This window comes from Candidatus Cloacimonadota bacterium, assembly GCA_020532085.1.
Lineage (GTDB): Bacteria > Cloacimonadota > Cloacimonadia > Cloacimonadales > Cloacimonadaceae > Syntrophosphaera.
Genome location: JAJBAV010000012.1, coordinates 34,435 through 56,267 on the forward strand (window position 1 = coordinate 34,435; position 21,833 = coordinate 56,267).

Here is a 21,833-nt window from a genome sequence, read left to right on the forward strand (position 1 = left end):
GCCCCGTTCTCTGAAACGAGTCTGGGGCTCTGAGGGATAGTGTTTCGCAACTAGGCAGTGAAACGCCTGCGTTCCTTGATGCGGCCCGCCTTGCCTTTGGCCTGGCGCAGGTAAAAGAGTTTGGCCCTGCGCACCTGGCCGAAGCGGACGATCTCAAGCTTGTCGATGTTCGGCGAATTCTGCGGGAAAATACGTTCCACGCCAACGCCGTTCGATATTTTTCGAACCGTGAAGGATTTGGAGATACCCGATCCGCGTTTCTGGATCACGATCCCCTGGAACACCTGTATGCGTTCCTTGGCACCTTCTTTGATTTTATAATGGACCTTCACCGTGTCGCCGGGGCGAAATTCGGGAAAGTCGGTTCTGATTTGGTCTCTGCCAACTGTGTGCAGAATATCCATGGTTCCTCCCATATATGTACTCGGAAGAAAGGCGGTCCAATACGACGCTCACGGCACTGCGGACGGACAGATGGTTGTAATCCCCGGAACCGGTGACCGGCTCGAGAATGTGGTCCGCCGCTTGATGAACTTCATCGCATAAGCCATGGCCGGTGCCAAAGATCAGCAAAACCGGCCGGTTGTTTAGGGTCAGAGTCTTCAGATAGCCAAAGGATATCTGATCTCGCAGCTTCCGCGCTGTCGTGGTAACGATGAGCGGACGCTTTTCTTCCTGCGTTGTAATCTCGTTTATCATCATATCGATCGTTGCGCTGGTGCGAATCCGCGCCAGGGCCTGGCTGCGCTGTGGATTGTAGGGCAGTCCCGGTTCCTGCCAGAAAGTTCTGATGGTTTCCAGCAGCTCTTGCTGACGGGGGTCGGCATGCACGATGTAATAAGCCTTCACTCCGTAGGTCTCGGCGGCCCGGGCAATGTCGTGTATGTCCAGGTTGCTGATGGACGTGGTAACGGTCTCGCCGGCTTTATTGAGCACAGGGTGATGCGCCAGGGCGATGTACAGGGCGCTCATTCGCCCCGCTTCAGGTCTGGCCGCCTCACCCGCGTCAGCTGTTTCGCGCTGTCCTCGGCCCAGGCTGCGATCCTGGCGTGATTGCCTTCGCGCAGCACCGGCGGGACGCTCTGCCCCATCCAATTCACGGGCCGGGTGTAACAGGGAAATCCCAGTTCCCCGCGGCCTGTGCTGAAGGAATCGCTGGTGGCCGAAGAGATGTCGCCCAAAACACCGGGCAACAGCCTGGCCACGCCATCGATGAAAGCCAGGGCGGGGATCTCGCCGCCGGAAAGGACGTAATCTCCCAGGGAGAGTTCGTCGCAAACGGCCAGATCGCGCAGGCGCTGGTCGGTTTCCTTGTAGTGGCCGCAGAGCAGGATCACGCGCGGCAGGCTGGAATAATACTCCAGCACCGCCTGATCGAGTTTGCGCCCCTGGGGGGTGAAATAAACCACCGGGGCCCAGCTGTCCTTCACCAATGCGGCGATGGCCTGATAGACCGGCTCGGCGCGCAGCACCATGCCGGCGAATCCGCCAAAGGCGTAGTCGTCCACCTGTTTGTATTTGTTTCCACTGTAGGCGCGGAAGTCGGTGAACTCCACCTCCAAAGCCTTGCCGGCTCTGGCGCGGGCGATCATGCTGCTGTCCAGAATGCTGGTAAACGCTTCCGGAAACAGGGTAAGGACGTCGATCTTCATTTGGCGTCCGTCGCCAGCAGGCTCTCGGCGTTGATCAGCACAATCACGCCGGGATCCGGTATGATCTCGCTGACAAAATGGTCCACCAGCGGGATCATGAGCTCCGCTCCGTCGGGAGCGGTAAGCACCAGCACGTATTGCGCGTTGTTGTGGAAATAATCCGTTACCTGGCCGACCTCGCGGTCCTGGAAAACAACCGTGTAGCCCATAAGTTCTTCCGGTTCTTCGGCTTCGTCTTCCTCGGGATGCAACGCCAGGATCACCTCGTGGTGCAGTTTGCGTTCCTCGGCGATGCCATCCTCGGCAAATTTCAGCCGCAGCTTACGATCGGATATGTCTCTATCACTAATGGTTACGAAAAACACTCTATCGCTGTTAAAGATCAGAAAAATTTCGCTCGTCTCGGCCAGAATCTTGCGGTAACGCGGCTTCACCATCACCTGGTAAAAACCGTCCGCGTCGATCCCGCCCAACCGGCCGATGGCAGTCAGGTCCGAAACCTTCATCTACTCGATGATCTCGAGCTCGGCTCTCTTCCCCTGTTTGGTGCTGACAGCATTGATGATGGTGCGGATGGCGCCCGCGGTGCGGCCTCTCTTGCCGATCACCTTGCCAATGTCTGTTTTGGAAACGCGAAGCTCGTAAAGAGTGATCTTGTCGCCTTGGATCTCTGTGATGTTGACTTCGCTGGGGTCGTCAACCAGGGCCTTGACCATGAACTCAATCAGTTCCTTCATTTGTTACCTCTTGTGTGTTTTCAGCTGCTTTTCTGCTTTCTATTTTCTGCTCGTGCTGGATCTGCAGGACGCCGGCCTTGCGCAGTAGCGAACGCACGGTGTCGCTTGGTTGCGCGCCGACTCCAAGCCAGTACAGGGCGCGATCTTTTTCGATCTGGATTTTGGAAGGATTGGGCTTGGGATCATACCAGCCTATGCTCTCTATGTATTTGCCGTCACGGCTCACACGGGAGTCCATTGCCACGATGCGGTAAAAGGGCTGGTCGTTCGCTCCCATCCTTCTCAGTCTCAGCTTGACCATTATTTCTCCTTGCTTTTATCAATAAGATTAGTCTATTTTGTGCCACTCTTTTTGTAAGTCCCTTTTTCGTCAAGCGATTTCTCTTGGTCAGAAACGCAGTTTTTGCTTGACATTATTGCTTTCCGCAAATAGGGGAATATTCGCTGCGTGGGAGGTATGCAATGCGCACTTTTTTGATCATGCCGGCTTGTCTGATCTGTCTTGTGGCCGTTAACTGTTGGTCCGCCAGTCTGGCTCTTGGATCCGCGGCTACCGCTGATCAGCTTTTTGAACAAGCCCTGAACCTGTATCAGGTTGGAGCCGGGGAGCAGGATCCCGCCCTGGCGGTCAAGCTGTTCCGCCAGGCCAAGGACGGGGGAGTGAACGAGGCGCAGTATTATTTGGGGCTTTGTTACCTCCATGGCCGGGGTGTGGGCAAAAATGAAAAGCAGGCGTTTTACAGGTTTCATCTGGCCGCTGCCGCCGGTGTACCCAAGGCGATGACGGCGCTCGGAGATCTTTATCGGAAAGGCATTGGCACCCGCGCCGATGCCGATCTTGCCCTCAAGTGGTACCAAAAAGCTGTTGCCGCAGGTGAGCCCAGAGCTCTTGGCATCATCGGGGTGAGATTGCTGGAACAGGATGAACCTGATGTTAGCGGGGCACTGGAATACCTGCGCCAGGCTGCCTCGGAAGGCGATCCCGGAGCTCAGAACACTCTCGGCCATTGCTACAAAGAGGGAATTGGCTTCAAGCCGGATGTGGCGAAGGCAGCAAAGTGGTTCAGCCGTTCAGCGGAACAGGGCCATCCACCCGCCCAGGTGAATCTCGGGGTCTGCTGTCTGGAAGGCGCGGGAGTATCGAAAAACGAGGAAGAGGCGGTCCGCTTGTTCACTCTCGCGGCGGAACAAGATTACAGCTGGGGGCAGTTCAGACTGGCTGAGTGCCAGGCCAAAGGCCGGGGCCTACACATGAATTTGCCAGAAGCCCTGCGCCTCTATCGCCTGGCGGCGGAACAGAACCTGCCCGAGGCATGCTATCAGCTGGGATACTATCTGCAATGCGGCGGCGAAGGGATCAAGGCCAACCAGAAGGAAGCCGTGGAATGGTTCAGACGGGCGGCGGAATTGACTTTCCCGCCTGGTCAGTATGGCCTGGCTTTTTGCTATTATCACGGCAAAGGTATCGGTGTCCAGCGCGTGGAGGCCTTCCGTTACTTCAAGCTGGCCGCGGAACAAGGCCACCCGCAGGCTCAGGGCTATCTCGGCCTGATGTATCTGAAAGGCCAAGGTACCTGGCCGAATCCCCCGGAATCCCTCAGATGGCTGTCTTCAGGAGCGGCGGCAGGTTCCAGCGAAGCGCGTTATTGGCTGGGCACCATGTATGAAAGTGGAAAAGTGGTAACACTGGACCTTGAACGCGCTTTCTACCTATATCGGCTCTCCGCTATGCAAACACATCCGGAAGCCCAGAACAAACTCGGGGAGTGCTATCTTTACGGCCGCGGAGTGGAGCGGGATAGTCTGGAAGCCCTGTACTGGTTCGTGCTCTCCAGCGCGCTTGGCAGCGATCAAGGCGGGAGAAACTGGAATAATCTGAACCAGGTACTCTCGGGGGAACAGAAAGCCTTGGTCTATAGCCGGACGGACGTCTGGTTCGAAGAACACGGCCTGGGGATGTGGACCTCCCATCCCCACAACTAAAGTCAGCCCCGGATGGGGTCACCAAGCCAGCTTAAGCCCCGAAGTTCACTCTCCGGCCAGCCACCCGCCTAATGCCCGCCTGAGAGGCGGGGATCATGCGGGAGGCCGTCGAGAATCTGATAACCGGGGATAAATAAGAAAGGCATCCCGAGTGGAATCAGACCAGGGACAAGGTCAGAATCTTTGACTGAGGCTCAGGCTCCAGGTGAGGGTCTGGCTGTTTTGCCCGCTGTCTGATTTATCCACGCTGGTCAAGCGGTTCAAGCTGGTGCTGACGCTCATGTTTTTCCAGGGATAGGCCTCCAGGCCGAGGCTCAGATGGTCGTTGCTCTTGTCCCCGGTGTTGACGTCGTCGTAATCCGAGCGAAGGTACTGCAGCCAGGGGATCAGCCTGTCCCTGAAGAGCGAGTAACTGAGCCGGGCGTTATAGCTCAGGCTGTTATAAGTTGTCTCAGTGTCGTTCTCCGGCGATCCTTTGACCATCCCGGCCAGTGAAGCGTTGATCTGCAGACGCAGCGGGATTTCGCCAAACTTGCTGACGAGGCTGAGGTTGATGCTGTTGTTGCTGTTCCGGTAATCACCGAATAGGACGGTATTGCTGAGATCCGTTCCATTGCGGTAACTGAGTTCGCAGAGCCAGGGCAGGTAGTTCACCCGCGGGTTGTTGAACCCCGCCCCCACCGTATAGGAATGGGAGTTGCGAAGACAGGGCATGAAGACCAAACCTTCCCCGACGTCAGTGTTTAGGGCATTGGTGGCGTCGCTGTTGAAGTAAGCACCGCGCAGGCTGAAATACTTGAATAGGCGCAGCGTGCCCTGCAGATGCCAGAAGCTGTTGTTGTTGGTGCTGGCCGAAGTGCCGAAGAGGTTGTCCTGCTGCCAGGAATACGCTCCGGAAATGAATAGGGAGCGGCCGATGTTGAACATGTCAGAAACCGTAAGCGTCTTGGTATCGGGTTTCTGTCCCCAGGTGCTGAGGGCATGGTAAACCGGGCCGGTGGCTGAGGCATCCACGGCGATGATGTTGTTCAGAATGTTGGTGCGCAGGTATCCCCTCGCGGCGCAGTTCGGCAGGCCGGGCAGGATCGGCTCCATATTGCGGTTGATCACGAAAACCTCGGCCAGATCGGCTGGATCGATGTAATCGAAACCACTCACATATTGGCTGATCTCCTCTGCCGAGATGGGACCCGGCCAGGTGTTGCGGTTGTAGAGGCTGCCGGCCACTTCCACGCCCAGATTGGTGTTCAGGGCCGGGATGTTGATCCTGGTGTCGAAACTGGCCACCAGATTGTCCTGCGGGGCCACCACAAAGAGGGTGTCCGCGGTTTCGGGATCGAGATAAATGAACTCCGCGGGATCCAACGAGTCGATCACATCACGGTTGCGAGCCAGAGTGAGGGACATCGATAGCCCCTGCTCGGAGCCAAGGCGCAGTTTGCCGCCCAGGGCTTGCTGGCGAAAGGCCGTGACACTGCCGGGATCGCCTCCGGCCAGGGTTTTGCGCACCATTTCCCCTCCCGTGAGCTCCAGCCCGATGTATTTTCCCGTCAGGCTGCCGTATAGGCCGCGGATCATTTTGCTGCTCATCGCCAGAGGGCTCAGCTGCGGAACTTGGTCGCCAGCCTGAATGTTCAGAAAGCCCAGTTGCAACCCCACGCAATAGCGGTCCACGGGTTGGCGGTTGGGATCTTCCAGATTGGAATGCAGGGCGTTCACGTTCAGCTTGAGCTGCTTGTAGCGGGCGTAGAGGTCGATCCAGCCGGCATAGTTGTTCCGGGGAAATTCCGGAAGATCGGGAACGTACTCATCAGGGGCCTGATGCCGGTGGAAATTGGAGGCGAAGTTGAGGCCGCCCCAGGTATCCAGCCTGGCTTTGCCGGCTTTGGGATCCACCTTGGAGGAAAAGACGGCGGATTTGATCAGCCCGCCCTGGAAATCCCGCGCGGTGACCACCGCCACGTAGTTTGTGGCCTTGGGTTTGGGATCGCGGTAGCTGAGCAGGTTTTCCGTGATCACGGCAGCTGAAGTTACGTTGCGGTCGTTCACCCAGACCTCGATGGTGGCGGGATCGATCTGTTGGGCCAGGGCAAAGTAGGAAACCACCAGCACATATTCGCCCTTTTGGGCGAAATCCTCCTCTGTGCTCAGCAGCACGAAACCCACGGCTTCCTTGCTGCTCTGGATCTCGGTTTTAAGCGTGAAAAGCTCACCGCCCAGGGATTCATCGGGATAGGAAAAAGTGGAGCCGTCAGTAAGCTGGAATTCGAACCAATACTCCAGATCCTGGCCCTGCAGTTCCTGCGGTTGCAGCTGCACCGTGAAGGTTTGGGTGCCGGGCAGCGGCATTTCCAGGGTTTTCACGGAAAAACCCGTGCCTCCGGAGGGCCGGTAACAGAGGTTGATCCTGGCGATCGTTTCCGCTTCAGCCGGAATATCCAGGCTGAGGTCCACGTTGGAGCCGGCCACGTAGATGCGGGGCGGTTCGTGTATGGCCACGATACCGGGCAGCAGAGCGGCAAGGGCGATCTGGCAGAGAAGCAATAAAGTCCTTTTCATGATGCGCCTCACCAAACTAATTCCACATACTTGATCCGCCCCTGGCTGTCGGCCATGGGTACTGTGATCTTGCGCTGATCCTCTTCCGGCCTGGGATTCACCACGGCCAGTTCATCCGTGGTGAGATCGGCATTCCTGGCGGGGCGCGCCTTCACCTGTCCCCGGGCCGAAAGGTCGGCACTGCGCTGGGCCCCGAGCGTGGCGATCGCCCCATTGGTGTTGGTGATCTTCACCGTTCCCGAAAACACAGATATCCAGGCCTTTCCCCCACCGTCCGTGCGAATCAGGAAAGAAGCTTCTTCGGCGCTCACCTGGCTCTTTCCGAACACCACGGCCAGGGTGCCGCCGCCGGGCTGCTGTTTCACGTAGAGGCTGCCTTTTTGCAGTTCCACTTCTTTATTTAAGCCTGTCAGAACGGCTTTGGCAGTGAGGCTGGCCTGGGTTTCGGAAAAGAGGTGCAGCGCGGCCAGGCCATCGGCATACTTGAAGCCGAGGCCGGATTTCCTGCCGGTCTCGAGCACGTCGTTGCTTTCCAAGATGCTGCCGTTGGCGAATTTGACGCTCTTGTTCGCCCGGCGCAGGGTAGCTTTGCCCTGTTGGCCGGAGATCACGGCGATGCCGGTGGCGGAGAGCAGGGACGCGCCCACAAGGAACATTGCGATGCAAAACACTGTCTTGTTCATCTTCACTCCCAAACCGTGATCACGGCTCTTTGGCCTTGCAGCTGCCCGATCAGGTCGATGGCGCTTTGGCCGCTGTAGCTGCGGCCGTTCCAGATGATCTCGCCCGTGGGCCGGAACCCTTCATTGAAGATGGCTTCCAGCTTGTCTTCCTTGAGGGAGTTGAGCATCGCGCTGATCTGATGAACGGGGTCTTCCCCGCTTTCAAACATAGTGTATTGGAAGATGTTCCAGCCGCTGCTGATCAGGCCGGGAACGTCGTCGCGCCAGGGACCGGGGAGCACCAGAGGATCAAGTTCAGTCCAGCGGTTGGTGCTGATCCGCCAAGCATAATGGTTGCCCGGAGTGAAAGGAAGGAATTCCGCGAATTGATTTGTGTAGACATAGTTGTCAAAGAACACGGTGCCGGTATTCACAAGGCTGTTTATCTCCGGGGGCAGATTCTGCGGATATTCCCGGATCGTGAGCCGGTATAGGTTGATCTCGGTATCGATGCTGTTCCAGAGAAAGTTCACCGGATTCTGGTCCAGCAGTGGCGGACTGGAACCTGCCGGCGCGCCTGGGCTGATCAGCGAAATGGCGCCGGCACTGGCCACCCGGATGGTGAAGGTTGCGTCACTGGCCCCGTTCCAGTTCTCGTGCCCGGCGCTTTCCGGCTGCACCAGCACCCGCAGGCTGAGCGCGCCGTCCGGAAAATAGCCCGCCAGCACTGCTTCACGGAGTACCGGGCTGCGGCTGGTGATCTCATCCAAGGAAAAATCGATGCTGCCCACGCGGTTGAACAGGGTGGAAGCCTGATTGGTGATCAGGTCCTGGTTGGTAAGCAGTGGAAACTGGCCCTGGGCGGGGATCGCTTCCTCGGAAATGTATTTGGCCGTTACCAGAGGTTCGCTGACTCCGCTCCACCCGATCTCCAGCTTTAGATAGAACCGGAAAGCAGTGTCGGAATGGTTGGTGATCAGCAAAGACGTCAGGATCGGCTGGTTCCAAGGCGTGGTGGGATCAAAACTGGCCGTCTTGAAGGAGTTTACGTGGATCGTGCTGGGTGTGAACCAGGGCGTGATGTCTGGATGCTGGGCCCATAGCATAGCCAGCGCTGGCAACAGGACAATTGTCAGTATCAGTTTTTTTCTCATGATTCCTCTGTTTCGTCTTGATTCAGGGCCAGGTGGGCGATCTTGACCACCAGGTCCGCGAAGCTGATCCCCACAGCCTTTGCAGCCATCGGGGTAAGACTCAGCGGGGTCATTCCGGGCAGGGTGTTCACTTCCAGGAAATAGGGTTGGTCGCCATCGTAACGGAAATCTATGCGCGCGTAGCTCCGCAGGCCAAAGACCTGCCACAGCCTTGCCGCGTACATCTGGATCAACTGGGCCACGGCTTCCTCGATGGGGGCCGGAGCCAGGTATTCGGAGCGCCCGGCTTTGTATTTGTTGGCATAATCGTACCAGCCGCTAAGGGGTTTGATCTCCACCACAGGCAGGGCTGTGCCGTCCAGCACCGTAACTGTTAGCTCGCGCCCGGGGATGAAGCGCTCCAAAAGCGCGCTGGAAGAGTATTTGAGGGCCTGCTGGGTGGCTTCCCGAAGCTGGTCGGTGGTCTCCACTTTGCTGATGCCGACGGAGGAGCCGCCAGCGTTGGGTTTCACGATCAGTGGCAGGCCCAGTTTGTCCACGATGCCCTGCAGGTCACGCGGGTCCTCATAATCGCCCAGTTGGTCACCCCGCAGCAGCACCCAGTCCGCCACCGGCACCCCTTCCTCCCTGGCCAGCAGTTTGGCCACATACTTGTCCATGGTGAGGGCGCAGGCCTGAAAGCCGGATCCCGTGTAGCGCAAACCTGCCAGATCCAAAGCGGCCTGCAGCTGTCCGTTTTCGCCGGAACCCCCGTGCAGGCCCAGAAAGATGAGCCCTGTGCCCAATTCCTTCAGCCTGTCGATCAGTTTATCCAGACTCGAAAAATCAGCCGGATCCAGCTCCGTGACCTCAAGCCCTGATCCGCGCAGCCCGTTGGCGATCGCGGCTCCGCTCACCAGCGAAACCTCCCGCTCGGGGGAATCACCGCCTTTCAACACTGTTATTCTTTCCATGCTTCCTCTGTTATTTTCAGCAATATGACTCAAACCGCTTCAACCCACGATCTTGAAAAAGAGCTCCAGATCGAAACCCAGGGCGGCCTTGAACCGCGCCACCTCGGGATAGTTGGCGCCACAGAAATCCAAGCCGGCAAATCTGTCTCTGAGCAGCTGCACCAGCAACAGGCTGTGCTGGGCGCTGGCCCCGCTCTTCAGGTCCTGGGGCCGGGTGCTGCGCATGATCGAATAGCCGCGCTGGTCGTTGGCACCGCCCAGCACCAGGTTGGTGCTCACGATCCTGTCCTGCTCCAGCAGATTGAACTGGGCGATCAGCCCGTCCCGGTGCAAGCGCTCCATCCAAGTTCGAAAAGCCGCGTAGGATACGCCCAGGTTCTTCTGTTTGCGGTTATAAAGGTCCTTCAGCAAAGAGATAAACTCCCGCGGCCGAAACTCCTCCACCAGCCGGTAGTCGTGTTCCCGGGCGGCGCGCAGCTTTTTGCGCTCGTCTTTCAGCACCCGCAGTTCCCGGGCGCAGTCGTAGGTGAAAGTGTAGTAAGGCACGGCTTTCAGGCCCTGCCAGGTGAAGCCGCGCACGTCAAAATTGTGCGGGGCGAGGTTGAACTGCATCCGCTTATAGCGAGCCTGCAAAAAAACCGCCACTTCCGTGGAGACTTTGAGTTCATCCAGCAGATTGCGGTTCGGCTCCCGCTCCGGCTGCCAGAAGAACCACAAACCTTGATAGTAAGCGCTCATGGGACAGATCAGCCGCCTCAGACCCAGGCTCTTTTTTTCATACAGCGGCATGGCCGCCACCAGTTGGTCGCCTTTGTGGCAAAGCAATTGCAGTGCCTCGATCTGATGCAGTTCCTCCACCGCCAGCATGAAGCGCGGGTCGATCCAAATGGGTGGAGCGGTCAAAGCTTGTTCGGAGGGGGCGCGCAGGCTCAAATCATACATGGTGTCAGAGATATTTTTGCAGGATGTTGATCAGTTCCTCCAGCTGAAAGGGTTTCAGGATATAATCCGTGAACCCTTCCTCCATCGCCGCGGCCACCGCTTTGAGGCCGGAAAAACCCGTCATTATCAGGCAAAACACGTTCGGATCGGCCTGCCGTATCTCACGCATCAGCCTGATCCCGCTGGCCTGCTTGTGTCCGTGGTCGATCAGGGCGAGGCCATACTTTTCCTTTTGCAAATGCTCCCCGGCCTCTCTGCGGTTTTGGGCGATGTCCACCGTATAGCCTCTTGAGCGCAGAAAGTCACCGATGACTTCCCGCAGAAGCCGGTCATCGTCAACCAGCAGGATCCTTGTGTTCATTTTACCACCTTGGCGTATTTGCACCGTGCCTCCTCAGGCCGGGTTCAGGCAACCGGACCGGAAAGCATTTTCACTCCGCATCGCAGCTTCAGAAATCATCGCAAAACCGTCAATGAAAAATTATCCCGCGCCGCGATTCTCTCTTTTTGGTCAAATTAGCATTTTTATGTTGACTGATTTCGGACTATATTATTTGTGGAATCACCAATATTTATGAGGTACCAATGAGAGGAAAAGTTAAGTGGTTTAACAAGAATAAAGGCTACGGCTTTATTATCACCGACGACAACAAAGAGTATTTCGTGCACTGGAAGTCCATCGTGACCAATTCCCCCCGCGAACTTAAGGTGCTCGAGCAGGACGAGATCGTAACTTTTGACCTGATGGAGACAGACAAAGGCACCCAGGCCATCAACATCATCAGGGTCACCGGCTAAACTCGGTCCTGACCACATCGTCTTCAGGGGCGGAAGCGCACAGCTTTTGCCCCTGAACTTTTAAGTCCATGCCCTTTCTGCCCACCAATCTGCAAGAAGCCCAGGCCCGCGGCTGGCACGAACTTGACGTCGTGATCGTCTCCGGTGATGCCTACGTGGACCATCCCAGCTTCGGCGCGGCCATCATCGGCCGGCAGCTGGAAGCGGCCGGGTTCCGCGTGGGGATCATTCCCCAACCGGATCCCTCTACAGACGCGGACTTCATGGCCTTGGGCGCACCCCGCCTCTTTTTCGGCGTAACGGCCGGCAACATGGATTCCCTGGTTTGTAACTACACCGCCCAGCGCAAGAAACGCAATGACGACGCCTACAGCCCAGGCGGCAAAGCCGGGTTGCGTCCGGACCGCGCTTCCCTGATCTACGCGAACGTACTGAAACGCCTTTACAAAAAGGTCCCGCTGGTGCTGGGAGGCATCGAGGCTTCCCTGCGGCGCCTGGCGCATTATGATTTCTGGCAGGATAAAGTCCGTGCCAGCCTGCTGGCGGATACCAAAGCCTCACTTCTGGTTTACGGCATGGGCGAAAACGCGGTCGTGGAGATAGCCCGGGCTTTGCGGGATGGCAAACAGATCAGCGAACTCAGGGAAATCCCGGGAACTGTGGCCTTCAACCCGGAACCGCCTGACGCGGAGGACTTGGTGCTGCCGGACAACCTTGCCTGCGTGGACAAAGCCACTTTTCACCGCATGACCCACCTCTTCGAGGAAAACCAGCATACGAGAACCCTCTTCCAGTTGAACGGCGGCCGCTGGCTGCGGCACAATCCACCCGCGGCGGGGCTGTCTCAAAAGGACCAGGACGCGCTCTACGCCCTGCCCTTTGAATACGCGCCCCATACACGTTACGGCCAGCACAAGATCCCCGCTTTCGAGCAGATCAGGGATTCGCTCACTTCCCACCGCGGTTGTTACGGCGGTTGCAATTTCTGCGCCATCTCCTCCCACCAGGGAAGGGCGATCCGGTCGCGTTCCGCGGATTCCATCGTCAATGAGGCCAAAACCCTCTCCGCGCGCCGAAAAAGAGCCATCACCCTCAGCGATGTGGGCGGTCCCACGGCCAATATGTATGCCTCCAGCTGTGAGCTTGACTGGCCCGACAGCTGCAAACGCCCATCCTGCCTTTATCCAAAGATCTGCCCCCGGCTCAAGCCCGCGCATCAGGAACAGCTGAAACTGCTGGATAAGCTGGAGCGATTGCCGCAGGTCAATCACGTTTTCATTGCCTCCGGGATCAGGCACGACCTGGCTTTGCGCAGCCCCGCCTACATTTCCGCCCTGGCCACCAAATACACCGGCGGCAGGCTCAAACTTGCCCCGGAGCACAGCGTCCCAGCCGTTTTGCGCCTGATGGGAAAGCCGGATACGAGCAGCTTTGAGGAGTTTTCCCGCGAGTTCTTCCAGGCCTGCAAACAAGCCGGCCTCAAACGCCAGATCATCCCCTACATCATCATCGGGCATCCCGGCACCACCATCGAGGACGCGCTTGAACTGCGCCAATGGCTGGTGCGGAACCACCTCCGGGTGGAACAGGTGCAGGAATTCACCCCCACCCCGATGACGATCAGCACTTGCATGTACTACACAGGATTGGATTATTACACCGGCAAGCCCATCCACGTGCCCAAACCCTCGGAGATCAGGCGCCAAAAAGAACTCGCGCTCTGGCATCTGAACTGATCCCTCCTCCACCACCGCCTTCACATCCAAACCCCCGCACACCTCAAAACCTTCACTGCGCGAGTATTTAACCGGTTTCAGCCCTCAAACCGCCCTTAGCCCTTTCCTGTCCGCCTCTCATCTAATTCCCATTAAGTTCCCGCCCGGGCATTGGGAACTCAAGGGGAGGCGAAGGAGGGGTGAACAGGAAGGGGTCAAGGGCGGATAAACAGGGGAAAAAACAAAACCCGGGCTTTCACCCGGGTCTGATAGTGATGGTCGGGATGACAGGATTTGAACCTGCGACCACTTGAACCCCATTCAAGTACGCTAGCCGGACTGCGCTACATCCCGGACCTTGGAACCTAAAAAAAACAGCCCCTGTTTTTGACAAGCAAAATTTGTATTTGACATCCCCGCCCCTTTGGAAAGGATGGTCAATTCAGAGGCGCAAGTGAGCAATGAAGCCACTCGCGCCAAGTTTCAGAAAGGAAAAAGATGACAGCATGAGTTTGATCCGCGCACGAGATCTGTCGCTGGAATTTGGCGGCAACTACATCCTGAACAAGGTGAACTGCAGTTTGGAGCAGAACAGCCGGGTGGGCCTGATCGGAACGAACGGTTCCGGCAAGACCACCCTCATCCGCCTGTTCCTGGGATTACTGCAACCCGTTTCAGGTGAGGTTTTGCGCGCCCGGAACTGCCGGGTGGCCTGGCTGCCGCAGGACCTCAAGCTCGATCCCGCCATAACTCTGCTGGAGCATGTGCGCTCTTCCCGCCTGGACCTGATCTCCCTAGCGGATGAGATCGACCGCCTTTCCCAAAGCCTGGCCACCGCTCACGACCAGGAAACCGAGGCCCGGTTGAACCTTGGCGTGGAGCGCTACACCAGCCTGGGGGGCTACGAATTTGAGAACGAACTGAAGTATGTGCTCACTTCACTGAGCCTGCCGCCGGAGACCTGGAACAAGCGTTGCGGCGATTTCAGCGGCGGTGAGCAAACCCGGATCTGTTTGGCCGCCATCCTGCTGCTGGAGCACGACCTGCTGATCCTGGACGAACCCACCAACCACCTCGATCTGGAAATGATCGCCTGGCTGGAAAGATATCTGCTGAAACAAGGCAAACCCTTTCTGGTCGTATCCCACGACCGCCAGTTCCTGGACAACACCGTGAGCAGCGTCTGGTGCCTGCGTGAGGGCCAGATCAGCGTTACCAAGGGCAATTACAGCTCCTTCAAAGCTGCCGACGAGATCGCCCGCCTCAGCCAGGAACGCCAGTTTGAGCGCCAGCAAAAGCTGATCGCGGAAACCCAGGCCTACATCCAGAAATTCATCGCCGGAACTCGTACCAGTTCAGCCCGTTCGCGCCAAAAGATGCTTGAGCGGATGGAGATCGTGAAAAAACCGGGCCAACAGAGACAGCTCCGCCTGCCCGTGGCGGCCGGAAAACGCAGCGGCAATGACGTTTACACGCTCACCGGCCTCAGTTTCGGCATCCCGCCTGAGCTGGAACTCGCCCGCGAGGTGGACCTCAGGGCCCAATATCAGGACCGCATCTGCGTTTTGGGGCCCAACGGCTGCGGCAAGACCACACTTCTGAACATCCTCCTGGGTGAACACGAGATCATGGGGGGCAGCCTCAAAACCGGGGCCAGCCTCGATATCGGCTATTACGACCAGCATCAGGTGCTGCTGGATGACAGCCTCACGGTGATGGAAACCATCTGGCAGCTTGTACCGCAGGCACCGCAGGGCTATGTGCTCAGTTGGCTGGCGCGCTTCGGCTTCCGCGGCGACGACGTGGAGAAACAAGTCCGCGTGCTCAGCGGCGGTGAGCGTTCCCGGCTTTTCCTCTGCCAGATGATCCACGAAAACCCCAACCTGATGATCCTCGACGAACCTACCAACCATCTGGACATCGATATGACCGACGCCCTGCTGGAAGCCCTGAAAGCCTATACAGGAACCGTCATCTTCGTTTCCCACGACCGCTGGTTCCTCAGCGAACTGGCCACCAAATTTTGGGTTTTCCGCAAAAAAGCCTCTCCCGCGGGCATCTACACCACTGTGGAGGAACCCGACTGCGAATGGCAGAAAGCGATCGAACTGGCTTTCGAGGATCCGGAGCTGGCCAAGGTCCCGCCCCCGGCCCGCGAGCGCAAAAAGAAGATCAATCCCTGGTATCTGGAACAGATCCATCTGAGCATCGAACAGGGCGGACAACGCCTCGCGGATCTGCAAAAAGAGCTCGAATCCGTTCACATGGAGCTTTCGCGCTCGGAAACCTATTCCGAGCCAGGCCGCCTCAGCACCCTGCAAGCGCGAATGGCGGAGCTCGAAATCGAGATCGGAAGCGTGGAAAGCCAGATCGCCGCGTGGGAAGAGCAGTACCTGAGGCAAAGCTATGAAGAGTAAGCGGATCGGCTTCACCACCTCTTTCCCCGTGGAAGTGTTGTTCGCGGCCGGACACAGGCCGGTGGACCTGAACAACATCTTTGTGGAGGGCGATTCCGCCGCGCATGTCCGCAAAGCAGAACTGAAGGGATTTCCGCGCACCATCTGCGCTTGGATCAAGGGCAACTACGATGCCGCTCTCAGCTCCGATCTGGACGAAGTGATCGGCATCGTGCAGGGCGATTGTTCAAACGGCGCTTCGCTCACCGCGATGCTGGCTGAAGCCGGCCTGCCGGTCTGGCATTTTTCCTTTCCGCAGGAACGCACGCGCGAGGCCCTGGATACCGAGCTAAGCAAGCTGGAAGCGCACTTTGAAGTGAGCCGGGATGCGGTGATGAAGGTCAAACGGCGATTGGACGCCATTCGCGCCAAACTGAAAACCCTGGATGAATGGACCTGGTGCGAACGCCTTGTGACTGGCAGGGAAAACCACATCTGGCTGGTTAATTCCTCCGATTTTAGGGGCGATCCCGACCGCTTCGAGGAAGAGCTCGACACCTTTTTAGGCGAGGCCGCCAACCGCGACCCCATCCCCACAAAACTTCGCTGCGCCTATCTGGGCGTGCCTCCCATCTACCGCGACATCTACGACAGGATCGCGCAGCAGGGTGCGGATGTGCTCTTCAACGAGGTGCAGCGCCAGTTCGCCATGCCTTCGCTGCTGCCTGACATCATCGACCAATACCTCGTTTATACCTATCCCTACAGCGTTTTCCAGCGCCTGGAGGACATCCTCCCCCAGCTCAGCCAACGCCGCATCGACGTCGTGATCAGCTACACGCAGTCTTTTTGCCATCTGCAGATCGACAACATTCTGCTGAAAAAACGCATCGACCTGCCTTTCCTCACCCTCGAGGGTGATCAACCGGAGACGCTGGACAGCAGGACTTTGCTGCGTTTGGAGAGTTTCTTCGAGGTGCATGGATGAAGCGGGTGCTGCTGGCCATGAGCGGCGGCATCGATTCCGCCGTGAGCGCCGTCTTGCTGCAGGACCAGGGCTATGAGGTGCTGGGCGCAACGATGCGCCTGCGCGGCGCGGAGGGAGGCCGCTACGGCATTCACAGTGGTTGTTTCGGCCCCCGGGAACCGCTCAACCGGCAAATGCTGGAACGGGTGGGTGAACAACTCCGCATTCAGATCCTGGAAGCAGACCTCAGCCAGTCCTTCGAAAACGAGGTCCTGAACTACTACCGCGCCACCTATCTGCAGGGCCGCACTCCCAATCCCTGCGTGGTTTGCAACCAGAGATTGAAATTTGGCCTGCTGCCCCTGGCGCTGAGAAACCAAGGCGTGGAGTTTGACTTTTACGCCACCGGCCACTACGCCAGAACCCGCTTCAGTAAAGAAAACGGACGCTGGCAGCTGCTCAAAGGCCGCGATGCCCTCAAAGACCAGTCCTATTTCCTCTGTCTGCTGTCTTCAAACCAGCTCTCCACCACGCTTTTTCCCCTGGGTGAACTCACCAAGGCAGAGGTGCGGGAAACAGCCCGTAAACGCGGACTGGATTTTCTGCTCAGCCAAGCCGAAAGCCAGGATTTCCTAAGCGAGGAGGACCATCCCCGCCTGTTTGCGGGTGCGCAGATCAAAGCAGGAGACATGATCGATCCCGAGGGCAAAGTGGTGGGACGGCACCGCGGCCTGATCCACTACACGATCGGCCAGCGCAGGCATCTGGGTCTCAGCGGCAGGCCCGAGCCCTGGTATGTGATCGGCTTTGATACCTGCCGCAATAGCTTGCGGGTGGGCCCGCAAAGCTTTCTCTATAAAGACAAACTCACAGTTTCCAGCGTCAACTGGGTTTCGGCCCCGCCCCTCAGCGCCACCAGCCGCGCCGAAACAAAGATCCGCTTTGCCCACAAACCCGCGCCCGGTACACTCAGACCACTGCCGGACGGCTCGGTCGAAGTGACCTTCGACACCCCCCAAATGTCCGTAACCCCCGGCCAGTTCGCCGTTTTCCATGATGGCGACATCCTCTTGGGAGGGGGCGTGATCCTCTGATGAAGCTGCGATGACATGTAGGCCACAGCCTCCCTTCCCGCTCCGATAGCGTTGACCTATTCCGGTTTCAACTGACACCGCCGGTGGAAAGTCCGGAATGAATTGGGCGAATCTGTTGGTGGAGTGACAGATGGAAGCGCGATCGGAGCGTTCACCCAAGCAGCCGGAATATTCTATTGACACAAACAGCACCGGGAAAACGATGGGCGCATGATTTGCGTAAAATGGGATAAAAACCGCTGTCCGAAGAACATTGAATTGCCTTCGGGCTGGGTCTTTTACAGTTTCCGGCAAGGCGACCAACCCTTATGGTGCGGCATCACGCCCAATCTGGCCCAGCGTTTGAAGGTGGTCCGCCAGAAAGCTGAAAGTGATCCCCGCTACGGGGAAAACACAGCGGCCGCCGACATTTTGCAAATCGAAACATATCCGCGGGCCATTGACGCCCTGATCCGCTTCAAAGTATTTCTGCGCCTGCATCAGGTGACCTTTCAACACGTCATGCGGACCAGCCGCGACTATGTTTACCTGGCCCTGGACGGCCATCGCTTCCCCTTCGTCTGCGTGAAAGAAGACACCAACGACGACTGGAGCTATCTGGGACCCTGGCGCGGCCGCTTTTTCCTCACCGATGTGATGGACACCTTCGCGCGCATTCTGAAGCTCCCCTACTGTGAAACAGACAGCCATCCCTGCGTGAAACACGAAACCGGGGCTTGCCAGGGCTGGTGCCTTGCCTTGGCGGAAAATCTGCCTGAAGCTGAAAAACCTGATCTGGCCAAACTCGACACCCTGCTGCGCGAAACTTATCTGCATCCCCAAAACGGCATCCTGGAGATGGTTTCCCAAGAACGTGACCGCTATTTCGATGACCTCGAGTTCGCCAAGGCGGACCTGCTCGACGAGGAGATCGACAAACTTGCGAAGTACCGCGACTGGCTGGGTTTTCTTTATGTGACCAAGTCCCTGAGCTTCAGCGAAGAGGATTTCGGCGTTGAAAACGGACTCCTGAGCTGGTGCGTATATGAAGGGGTGAGATACGAATTCGTGAACGCGCTGGACTCCTACCGGGAAAATGAACTGCTGGCGATCAACCTCAACGATACCGATGAGGCTCGTTTGCTCTATGAATATCACGTAAAACATCATAAAGGATAGCCAATGTACGATCAAATAGATAATTTGGATATTGTGATCAGCAGCCATCAAGGCAAGGTGCGCGACATTCACGACCTCGGCGACAAACTGCTGATCGTTACCAGCGACCGCATTTCCGCCTTCGACGTGGTTTTCCCCGATCCCCTGCCCGGCAAGGGCGTGATCCTCAACCAGATCGCGGCGCACATCTTCAAAACCACCTCGCAAATCGTTCCCAACCACTTCATCACCGACCGGGTGGAAGACTTTCCGCCTGAATTTGCATCCTATAAGAGCTGGCTGGAAGGGCGCAGCATGCTGGTGCAGAAACTGCGGGTGATCCCTGTGGAATGCATCGTGCGCGGATACATCAGCGGCTCCGCCTGGAGCGAATACCAGCAGTCACGCAGCATCGGCGGCAGGCCCATCGACGAAGACCTGCGCGAAAGCCAGAAATTTGCCCAACCGATGTTCACGCCATCGACCAAGGCCTCATCCGGCCACGATGTGAACATCAGCTTCGAGCAGATGAAGCAGCGTATGGATCCCGCCATCGCTGAATTCATCCAGGCAAAATCACTCGAACTCTATCACTGGGCCCATGCGAAATTGCTGGACAAAGGCATTGTGCTGGCCGACACCAAATTCGAGTTCGGCGCCTTCGGCAACCAGATAATCCTGGCTGATGAGGCCCTGACACCAGATTCATCGCGCTTTTGGGACCTCTCGCTGTATGAAGTTGGCAAAAGCCCCGCCAGCTTCGACAAGCAGATCGTGCGCGATCACCTCCTTAGCAGCGGCTGGAACAAACAGCCCCCCGCGCCGCGTCTGCCGGAAGACATCGTGCAAAAAGCGCTGGACAAATACCGGCAGATTCGCGACCTGATCATCGGAGACGATCAATGCCAAAAATAATCTGCATTGTGGACGACGAAGAAAGCCTCATCGTTGATCTGAAGCTGGAGCTCGAGGCGCTTCGCCCCGCCTGGAAAGTGATGGGGTTCAGCAACGGCCTGGACGCCCTTAGAGAGATCATTGCCGGTGGCATCGACCTCGTGATCACCGACATCGCCATGCCGGACATGGACGGCTATGAGCTGTTCTGGCGAATCAAGGACCACGCTCCCGGCCTGCCCGTGATCATGATGACAGGCTTCGGCTACGACCCCAATCACGTGCTGGTGCGGGCCAAAACCGACGGCCTGCAGGACATTCTGTTCAAACCCTTCGACATCGCCAAACTGATCGCGCTGATCGAAAGCAAACTTGAGCCGGAAAGGTGATTTACGGACTTCGCCAGCCGACATCTTAAACGCCGCACGCTTCTCAGCGACCTGCTAAGCCCCCTCGGCGAGCTCAACGCCGCCTATCAAACCCAACGCCGCCGCCTGCTCTCCGCCCATGCCTGGCGTCCGCCCTGCAAGATGGTCAGCATCGGCAACATCGTAAGCGGAGGCAGCGGCAAAACACCCTTCACCATCCACCTGGCCGGCAGCCTGCAAGCGGCCGGATACAAGGTGGGAATCTCGCACAGGGGCTACAAAGGCAGGCTGGAAAACACTCCCACGCTTATCTCAGACAGGAATGGCATCCTGTTTGGCGTGGAAGAGGCTGGCGATGAAGCACAGCTGATCGCCAACCGTTTGCCCGGCATTCCTGTGGTGGTGGGAAAACGGCGCGCGGCCGCGGTTTCGCTATTGCTGGCCCACTATCCCGACCTTGAAGCGGTGCTGCTGGACGACGCCTTTCAACACCTCAGCATCGCCCGCGACCTCGATATTGTCTGCTTCGACGCCGAAACCGGCTGTGGCAACGGCCGGTTGCTGCCCGCGGGATATCTGCGCGAACCGCTCTCTGCGTTAAACGCGGCCTCCATGCTTGCTGTAATTCACAAACGCCCCTGCAGCTGGGCAGAAGCCAATGGTGGCTGTTGGGCGGGTTTCCCCCAGCCTTTGGTCCACTGCAAGCTGCAGGCGCGGGACGGGATCACGGCGGAGGGCGAGGTGGAGCAGACAAGCTCTCTGAAGGGGGAAAAGCTGTTGCTGATCAGTGGCATTGCTGATCCTGACTCGTTTGAAGAGACCGTGAAAGCGCTGGGGTTGGACTGGCTGCACCACTTCCGCTTTGCCGACCACCATGCCTTCTCGAACAGTGAAGAAGTCAGGCGGATGAAGCGTTTGGCGCAGAAATACGGGGTCGGAAAGCTGCTCTGCACGGAAAAGGACCTGGCCAAACTGGCACGGCACAAGGAATTGAGGGATGAATTGGTGGCTTTGAGAATGGATCTGGTGTGCGAGGAAGAGGACAGTTTGATGAGGCTGTTGAAGATGAAGCTTAGCCTGTAAGCACGTTCTGGGGCTATTGATCCCAGCGATCGGCGAAAGCCTGCCACTGCGCGGCGATCACGATTCCGGCAGTCTCCGCGCGGGTGACCAGTTTGCCCAAAGTGATCTCCGTCAAACCCTCCATCAGCCTGAATTCCGCCTCGCTCCATCCCCCTTCAGCACCGATCAGGAAACAGGGCCGGCCTACCTCTTCCCCGCTCAGATGATGCAACCAGCGATCTGGACGGCGTTCGGAACAAAGGATGGGAGTATAGCCAGCAGCGCGAATGGCCGGCAGCGCGGCTGCAAGCTTGAGCGGTTCATGTATCTCGGGCAGCCAGGGGTTGTCGCACTGTTTGGCGGCTGCGAGGCTTATCCTGCCGAAGCGCGACACCGTGTTGTCCGCGGCCTGGCGCACCGAATGCTCCGTGATGAGAGTGAACAAGGCCGCAACGCCGAGTTCGGTGCATTTCTCCACCAAAAGCTCGTCGTGGCGGTTCTTGAGGAGGGCGAAAGCTATCGCGTAGGGATGCCGCCGCTCCTTCTGAAGCACGATTTTTGTGATCCGCAGCTGGGCCGAGCGCGGCTCCAGGCTTTCCACCACCGCCTGCGCGAGAGCGCCCTGGCCTGAATTCAGAAGCAACGTCTCATTCAGCCTGCGTTTGGCCACCCGCGCCAGATGATGGAATTCCTCGCCCTCAAGCCTGACCAGCTCGCCAGCATGCAGTTTTTCGAGTCCGGCAAAGTAAACCGAAGGCAT

At 57.8% G+C, this 21,833-nt stretch carries 23 protein-coding genes and 1 tRNA gene; 10 read left to right on the plus strand and 14 right to left on the minus strand.

What is annotated here, in order from left to right; genetic code table 11:
- Positions 1 to 50: 50 nt before the first annotated feature.
- The 6 genes from rplS to rpsP are packed head-to-tail and all read right to left on the minus strand — an operon-like array spanning position 51 to position 2,693.
- The gene (gene rplS / locus LHW45_04665; protein ID MCB5284867.1) at positions 51 to 404 is read right to left on the minus strand and encodes a 50S ribosomal protein L19; all 354 of its coding nucleotides are present in this window, start codon (positions 402 to 404) and stop codon (positions 51 to 53) included.
- A complete protein-coding gene (locus LHW45_04670) occupies positions 316 to 972 on the minus strand; it encodes an RNA methyltransferase (protein MCB5284868.1) in 657 nt (218 codons plus the stop codon). The genes rplS and LHW45_04670 overlap by 89 nt, the downstream gene beginning before the upstream one ends.
- Positions 969 to 1,652, minus strand: coding sequence for a tRNA (guanosine(37)-N1)-methyltransferase TrmD (gene trmD, locus LHW45_04675; GenBank protein MCB5284869.1), 684 nt, complete (start codon positions 1,650 to 1,652; stop codon positions 969 to 971). Before trmD ends, LHW45_04670 begins: the two co-directional genes overlap by 4 nt.
- Entirely contained in the window at positions 1,649 to 2,158 is a 510-nt protein-coding gene (locus LHW45_04680) for a hypothetical protein (GenBank protein ID MCB5284870.1), read from the minus strand. Before LHW45_04680 ends, trmD begins: the two co-directional genes overlap by 4 nt.
- Entirely contained in the window at positions 2,159 to 2,389 is a 231-nt protein-coding gene (locus tag LHW45_04685) for a KH domain-containing protein (protein MCB5284871.1), read from the minus strand. It abuts the gene before it with no gap.
- Positions 2,373 to 2,693, minus strand: a complete 321-nt coding sequence (gene rpsP / locus LHW45_04690; protein MCB5284872.1) for a 30S ribosomal protein S16 — start codon at positions 2,691 to 2,693, stop codon at positions 2,373 to 2,375. The genes LHW45_04685 and rpsP overlap by 17 nt, the downstream gene beginning before the upstream one ends.
- A 158-nt stretch (positions 2,694 to 2,851) precedes the next feature.
- Between rpsP and LHW45_04695 the strand changes: the two genes are divergently transcribed.
- A complete protein-coding gene (locus LHW45_04695) occupies positions 2,852 to 4,372 on the plus strand; it encodes an SEL1-like repeat protein (protein ID MCB5284873.1) in 1,521 nt (506 codons plus the stop codon).
- A 174-nt stretch (positions 4,373 to 4,546) separates the two neighbouring features.
- Here the strand turns inward: LHW45_04695 and LHW45_04700 are convergent, their stop codons facing one another.
- From LHW45_04700 to LHW45_04725, 6 genes are read right to left on the minus strand one after another with little or no spacing between them, the layout of a single operon-like run.
- Entirely contained in the window at positions 4,547 to 6,931 is a 2,385-nt protein-coding gene (locus LHW45_04700) for a hypothetical protein (GenBank protein ID MCB5284874.1), read from the minus strand.
- 8 nt (positions 6,932 to 6,939) lie between these two features.
- On the minus strand, positions 6,940 to 7,614 hold the full coding sequence (locus tag LHW45_04705) for a FecR domain-containing protein (protein MCB5284875.1): 675 nt from the start codon (positions 7,612 to 7,614) through the stop codon (positions 6,940 to 6,942).
- Positions 7,615 to 7,616: 2 nt separating this feature from the next.
- Positions 7,617 to 8,747 carry a hypothetical protein gene (locus tag LHW45_04710; protein ID MCB5284876.1) on the minus strand — a complete coding sequence of 377 codons (1,131 nt, stop codon included), beginning with the start codon at positions 8,745 to 8,747 and terminating at the stop codon, positions 7,617 to 7,619.
- The gene (locus LHW45_04715) at positions 8,744 to 9,700 is read right to left on the minus strand and encodes a D-alanine--D-alanine ligase (protein ID MCB5284877.1); all 957 of its coding nucleotides are present in this window, start codon (positions 9,698 to 9,700) and stop codon (positions 8,744 to 8,746) included. The genes LHW45_04710 and LHW45_04715 overlap by 4 nt, the downstream gene beginning before the upstream one ends.
- A gap of 39 nt (positions 9,701 to 9,739) precedes the next feature.
- The gene (locus tag LHW45_04720) at positions 9,740 to 10,642 is read right to left on the minus strand and encodes a hypothetical protein (protein MCB5284878.1); all 903 of its coding nucleotides are present in this window, start codon (positions 10,640 to 10,642) and stop codon (positions 9,740 to 9,742) included.
- Between the two features lie 4 nt (positions 10,643 to 10,646).
- Positions 10,647 to 11,003, minus strand: a complete 357-nt coding sequence (locus LHW45_04725; GenBank protein MCB5284879.1) for a response regulator — start codon at positions 11,001 to 11,003, stop codon at positions 10,647 to 10,649.
- A 224-nt stretch (positions 11,004 to 11,227) separates the two neighbouring features.
- On the opposite strand from LHW45_04725, the gene LHW45_04730 reads away from it, so the two are divergent.
- Together LHW45_04730 and LHW45_04735 are read left to right on the plus strand one after the other, a co-directional pair.
- Positions 11,228 to 11,440, plus strand: a complete 213-nt coding sequence (locus LHW45_04730) for a cold shock domain-containing protein (protein ID MCB5284880.1) — start codon at positions 11,228 to 11,230, stop codon at positions 11,438 to 11,440.
- A gap of 68 nt (positions 11,441 to 11,508) precedes the next feature.
- Entirely contained in the window at positions 11,509 to 13,176 is a 1,668-nt protein-coding gene (locus LHW45_04735) for a YgiQ family radical SAM protein (protein MCB5284881.1), read from the plus strand.
- Positions 13,177 to 13,431: 255 nt separating this feature from the next.
- On the opposite strand, the gene LHW45_04740 is transcribed toward LHW45_04735, so the two are convergent.
- Positions 13,432 to 13,509, minus strand: a tRNA-Pro gene (locus LHW45_04740).
- A 152-nt stretch (positions 13,510 to 13,661) separates the two neighbouring features.
- Between LHW45_04740 and LHW45_04745 the strand changes: the two genes are divergently transcribed.
- The 7 genes from LHW45_04745 (at position 13,662) to lpxK (ending at position 21,094) form a co-directional block, all read left to right on the plus strand.
- Entirely contained in the window at positions 13,662 to 15,572 is a 1,911-nt protein-coding gene (locus tag LHW45_04745) for an ATP-binding cassette domain-containing protein (protein ID MCB5284882.1), read from the plus strand.
- A complete protein-coding gene (locus tag LHW45_04750; protein MCB5284883.1) occupies positions 15,562 to 16,539 on the plus strand; it encodes a 2-hydroxyacyl-CoA dehydratase in 978 nt (325 codons plus the stop codon). Before LHW45_04745 ends, LHW45_04750 begins: the two co-directional genes overlap by 11 nt.
- Entirely contained in the window at positions 16,536 to 17,612 is a 1,077-nt protein-coding gene (mnmA, locus tag LHW45_04755) for a tRNA 2-thiouridine(34) synthase MnmA (GenBank protein MCB5284884.1), read from the plus strand. The genes LHW45_04750 and mnmA overlap by 4 nt, the downstream gene beginning before the upstream one ends.
- A 210-nt stretch (positions 17,613 to 17,822) precedes the next feature.
- Positions 17,823 to 18,770: a hypothetical protein gene (locus LHW45_04760; GenBank protein MCB5284885.1), complete on the plus strand. Its 948-nt coding sequence runs from the start codon at positions 17,823 to 17,825 to the stop codon at positions 18,768 to 18,770.
- Positions 18,771 to 18,773: 3 nt separating this feature from the next.
- Positions 18,774 to 19,664 (plus strand): phosphoribosylaminoimidazolesuccinocarboxamide synthase, encoded by an 891-nt coding sequence (locus tag LHW45_04765; protein ID MCB5284886.1) that lies wholly within the window; start codon positions 18,774 to 18,776, stop codon positions 19,662 to 19,664.
- Positions 19,652 to 20,032: a response regulator gene (locus tag LHW45_04770; GenBank protein ID MCB5284887.1), complete on the plus strand. Its 381-nt coding sequence runs from the start codon at positions 19,652 to 19,654 to the stop codon at positions 20,030 to 20,032. The genes LHW45_04765 and LHW45_04770 overlap by 13 nt, the downstream gene beginning before the upstream one ends.
- Positions 20,033 to 20,083: 51 nt before the next feature.
- The gene (gene lpxK / locus LHW45_04775; protein ID MCB5284888.1) at positions 20,084 to 21,094 is read left to right on the plus strand and encodes a tetraacyldisaccharide 4'-kinase; all 1,011 of its coding nucleotides are present in this window, start codon (positions 20,084 to 20,086) and stop codon (positions 21,092 to 21,094) included.
- A gap of 13 nt (positions 21,095 to 21,107) precedes the next feature.
- Here the strand turns inward: lpxK and LHW45_04780 are convergent, their stop codons facing one another.
- Complete coding sequence (locus LHW45_04780) at positions 21,108 to 21,833, minus strand: 16S rRNA (uracil(1498)-N(3))-methyltransferase (protein MCB5284889.1); 726 nt, start codon at positions 21,831 to 21,833, stop codon at positions 21,108 to 21,110.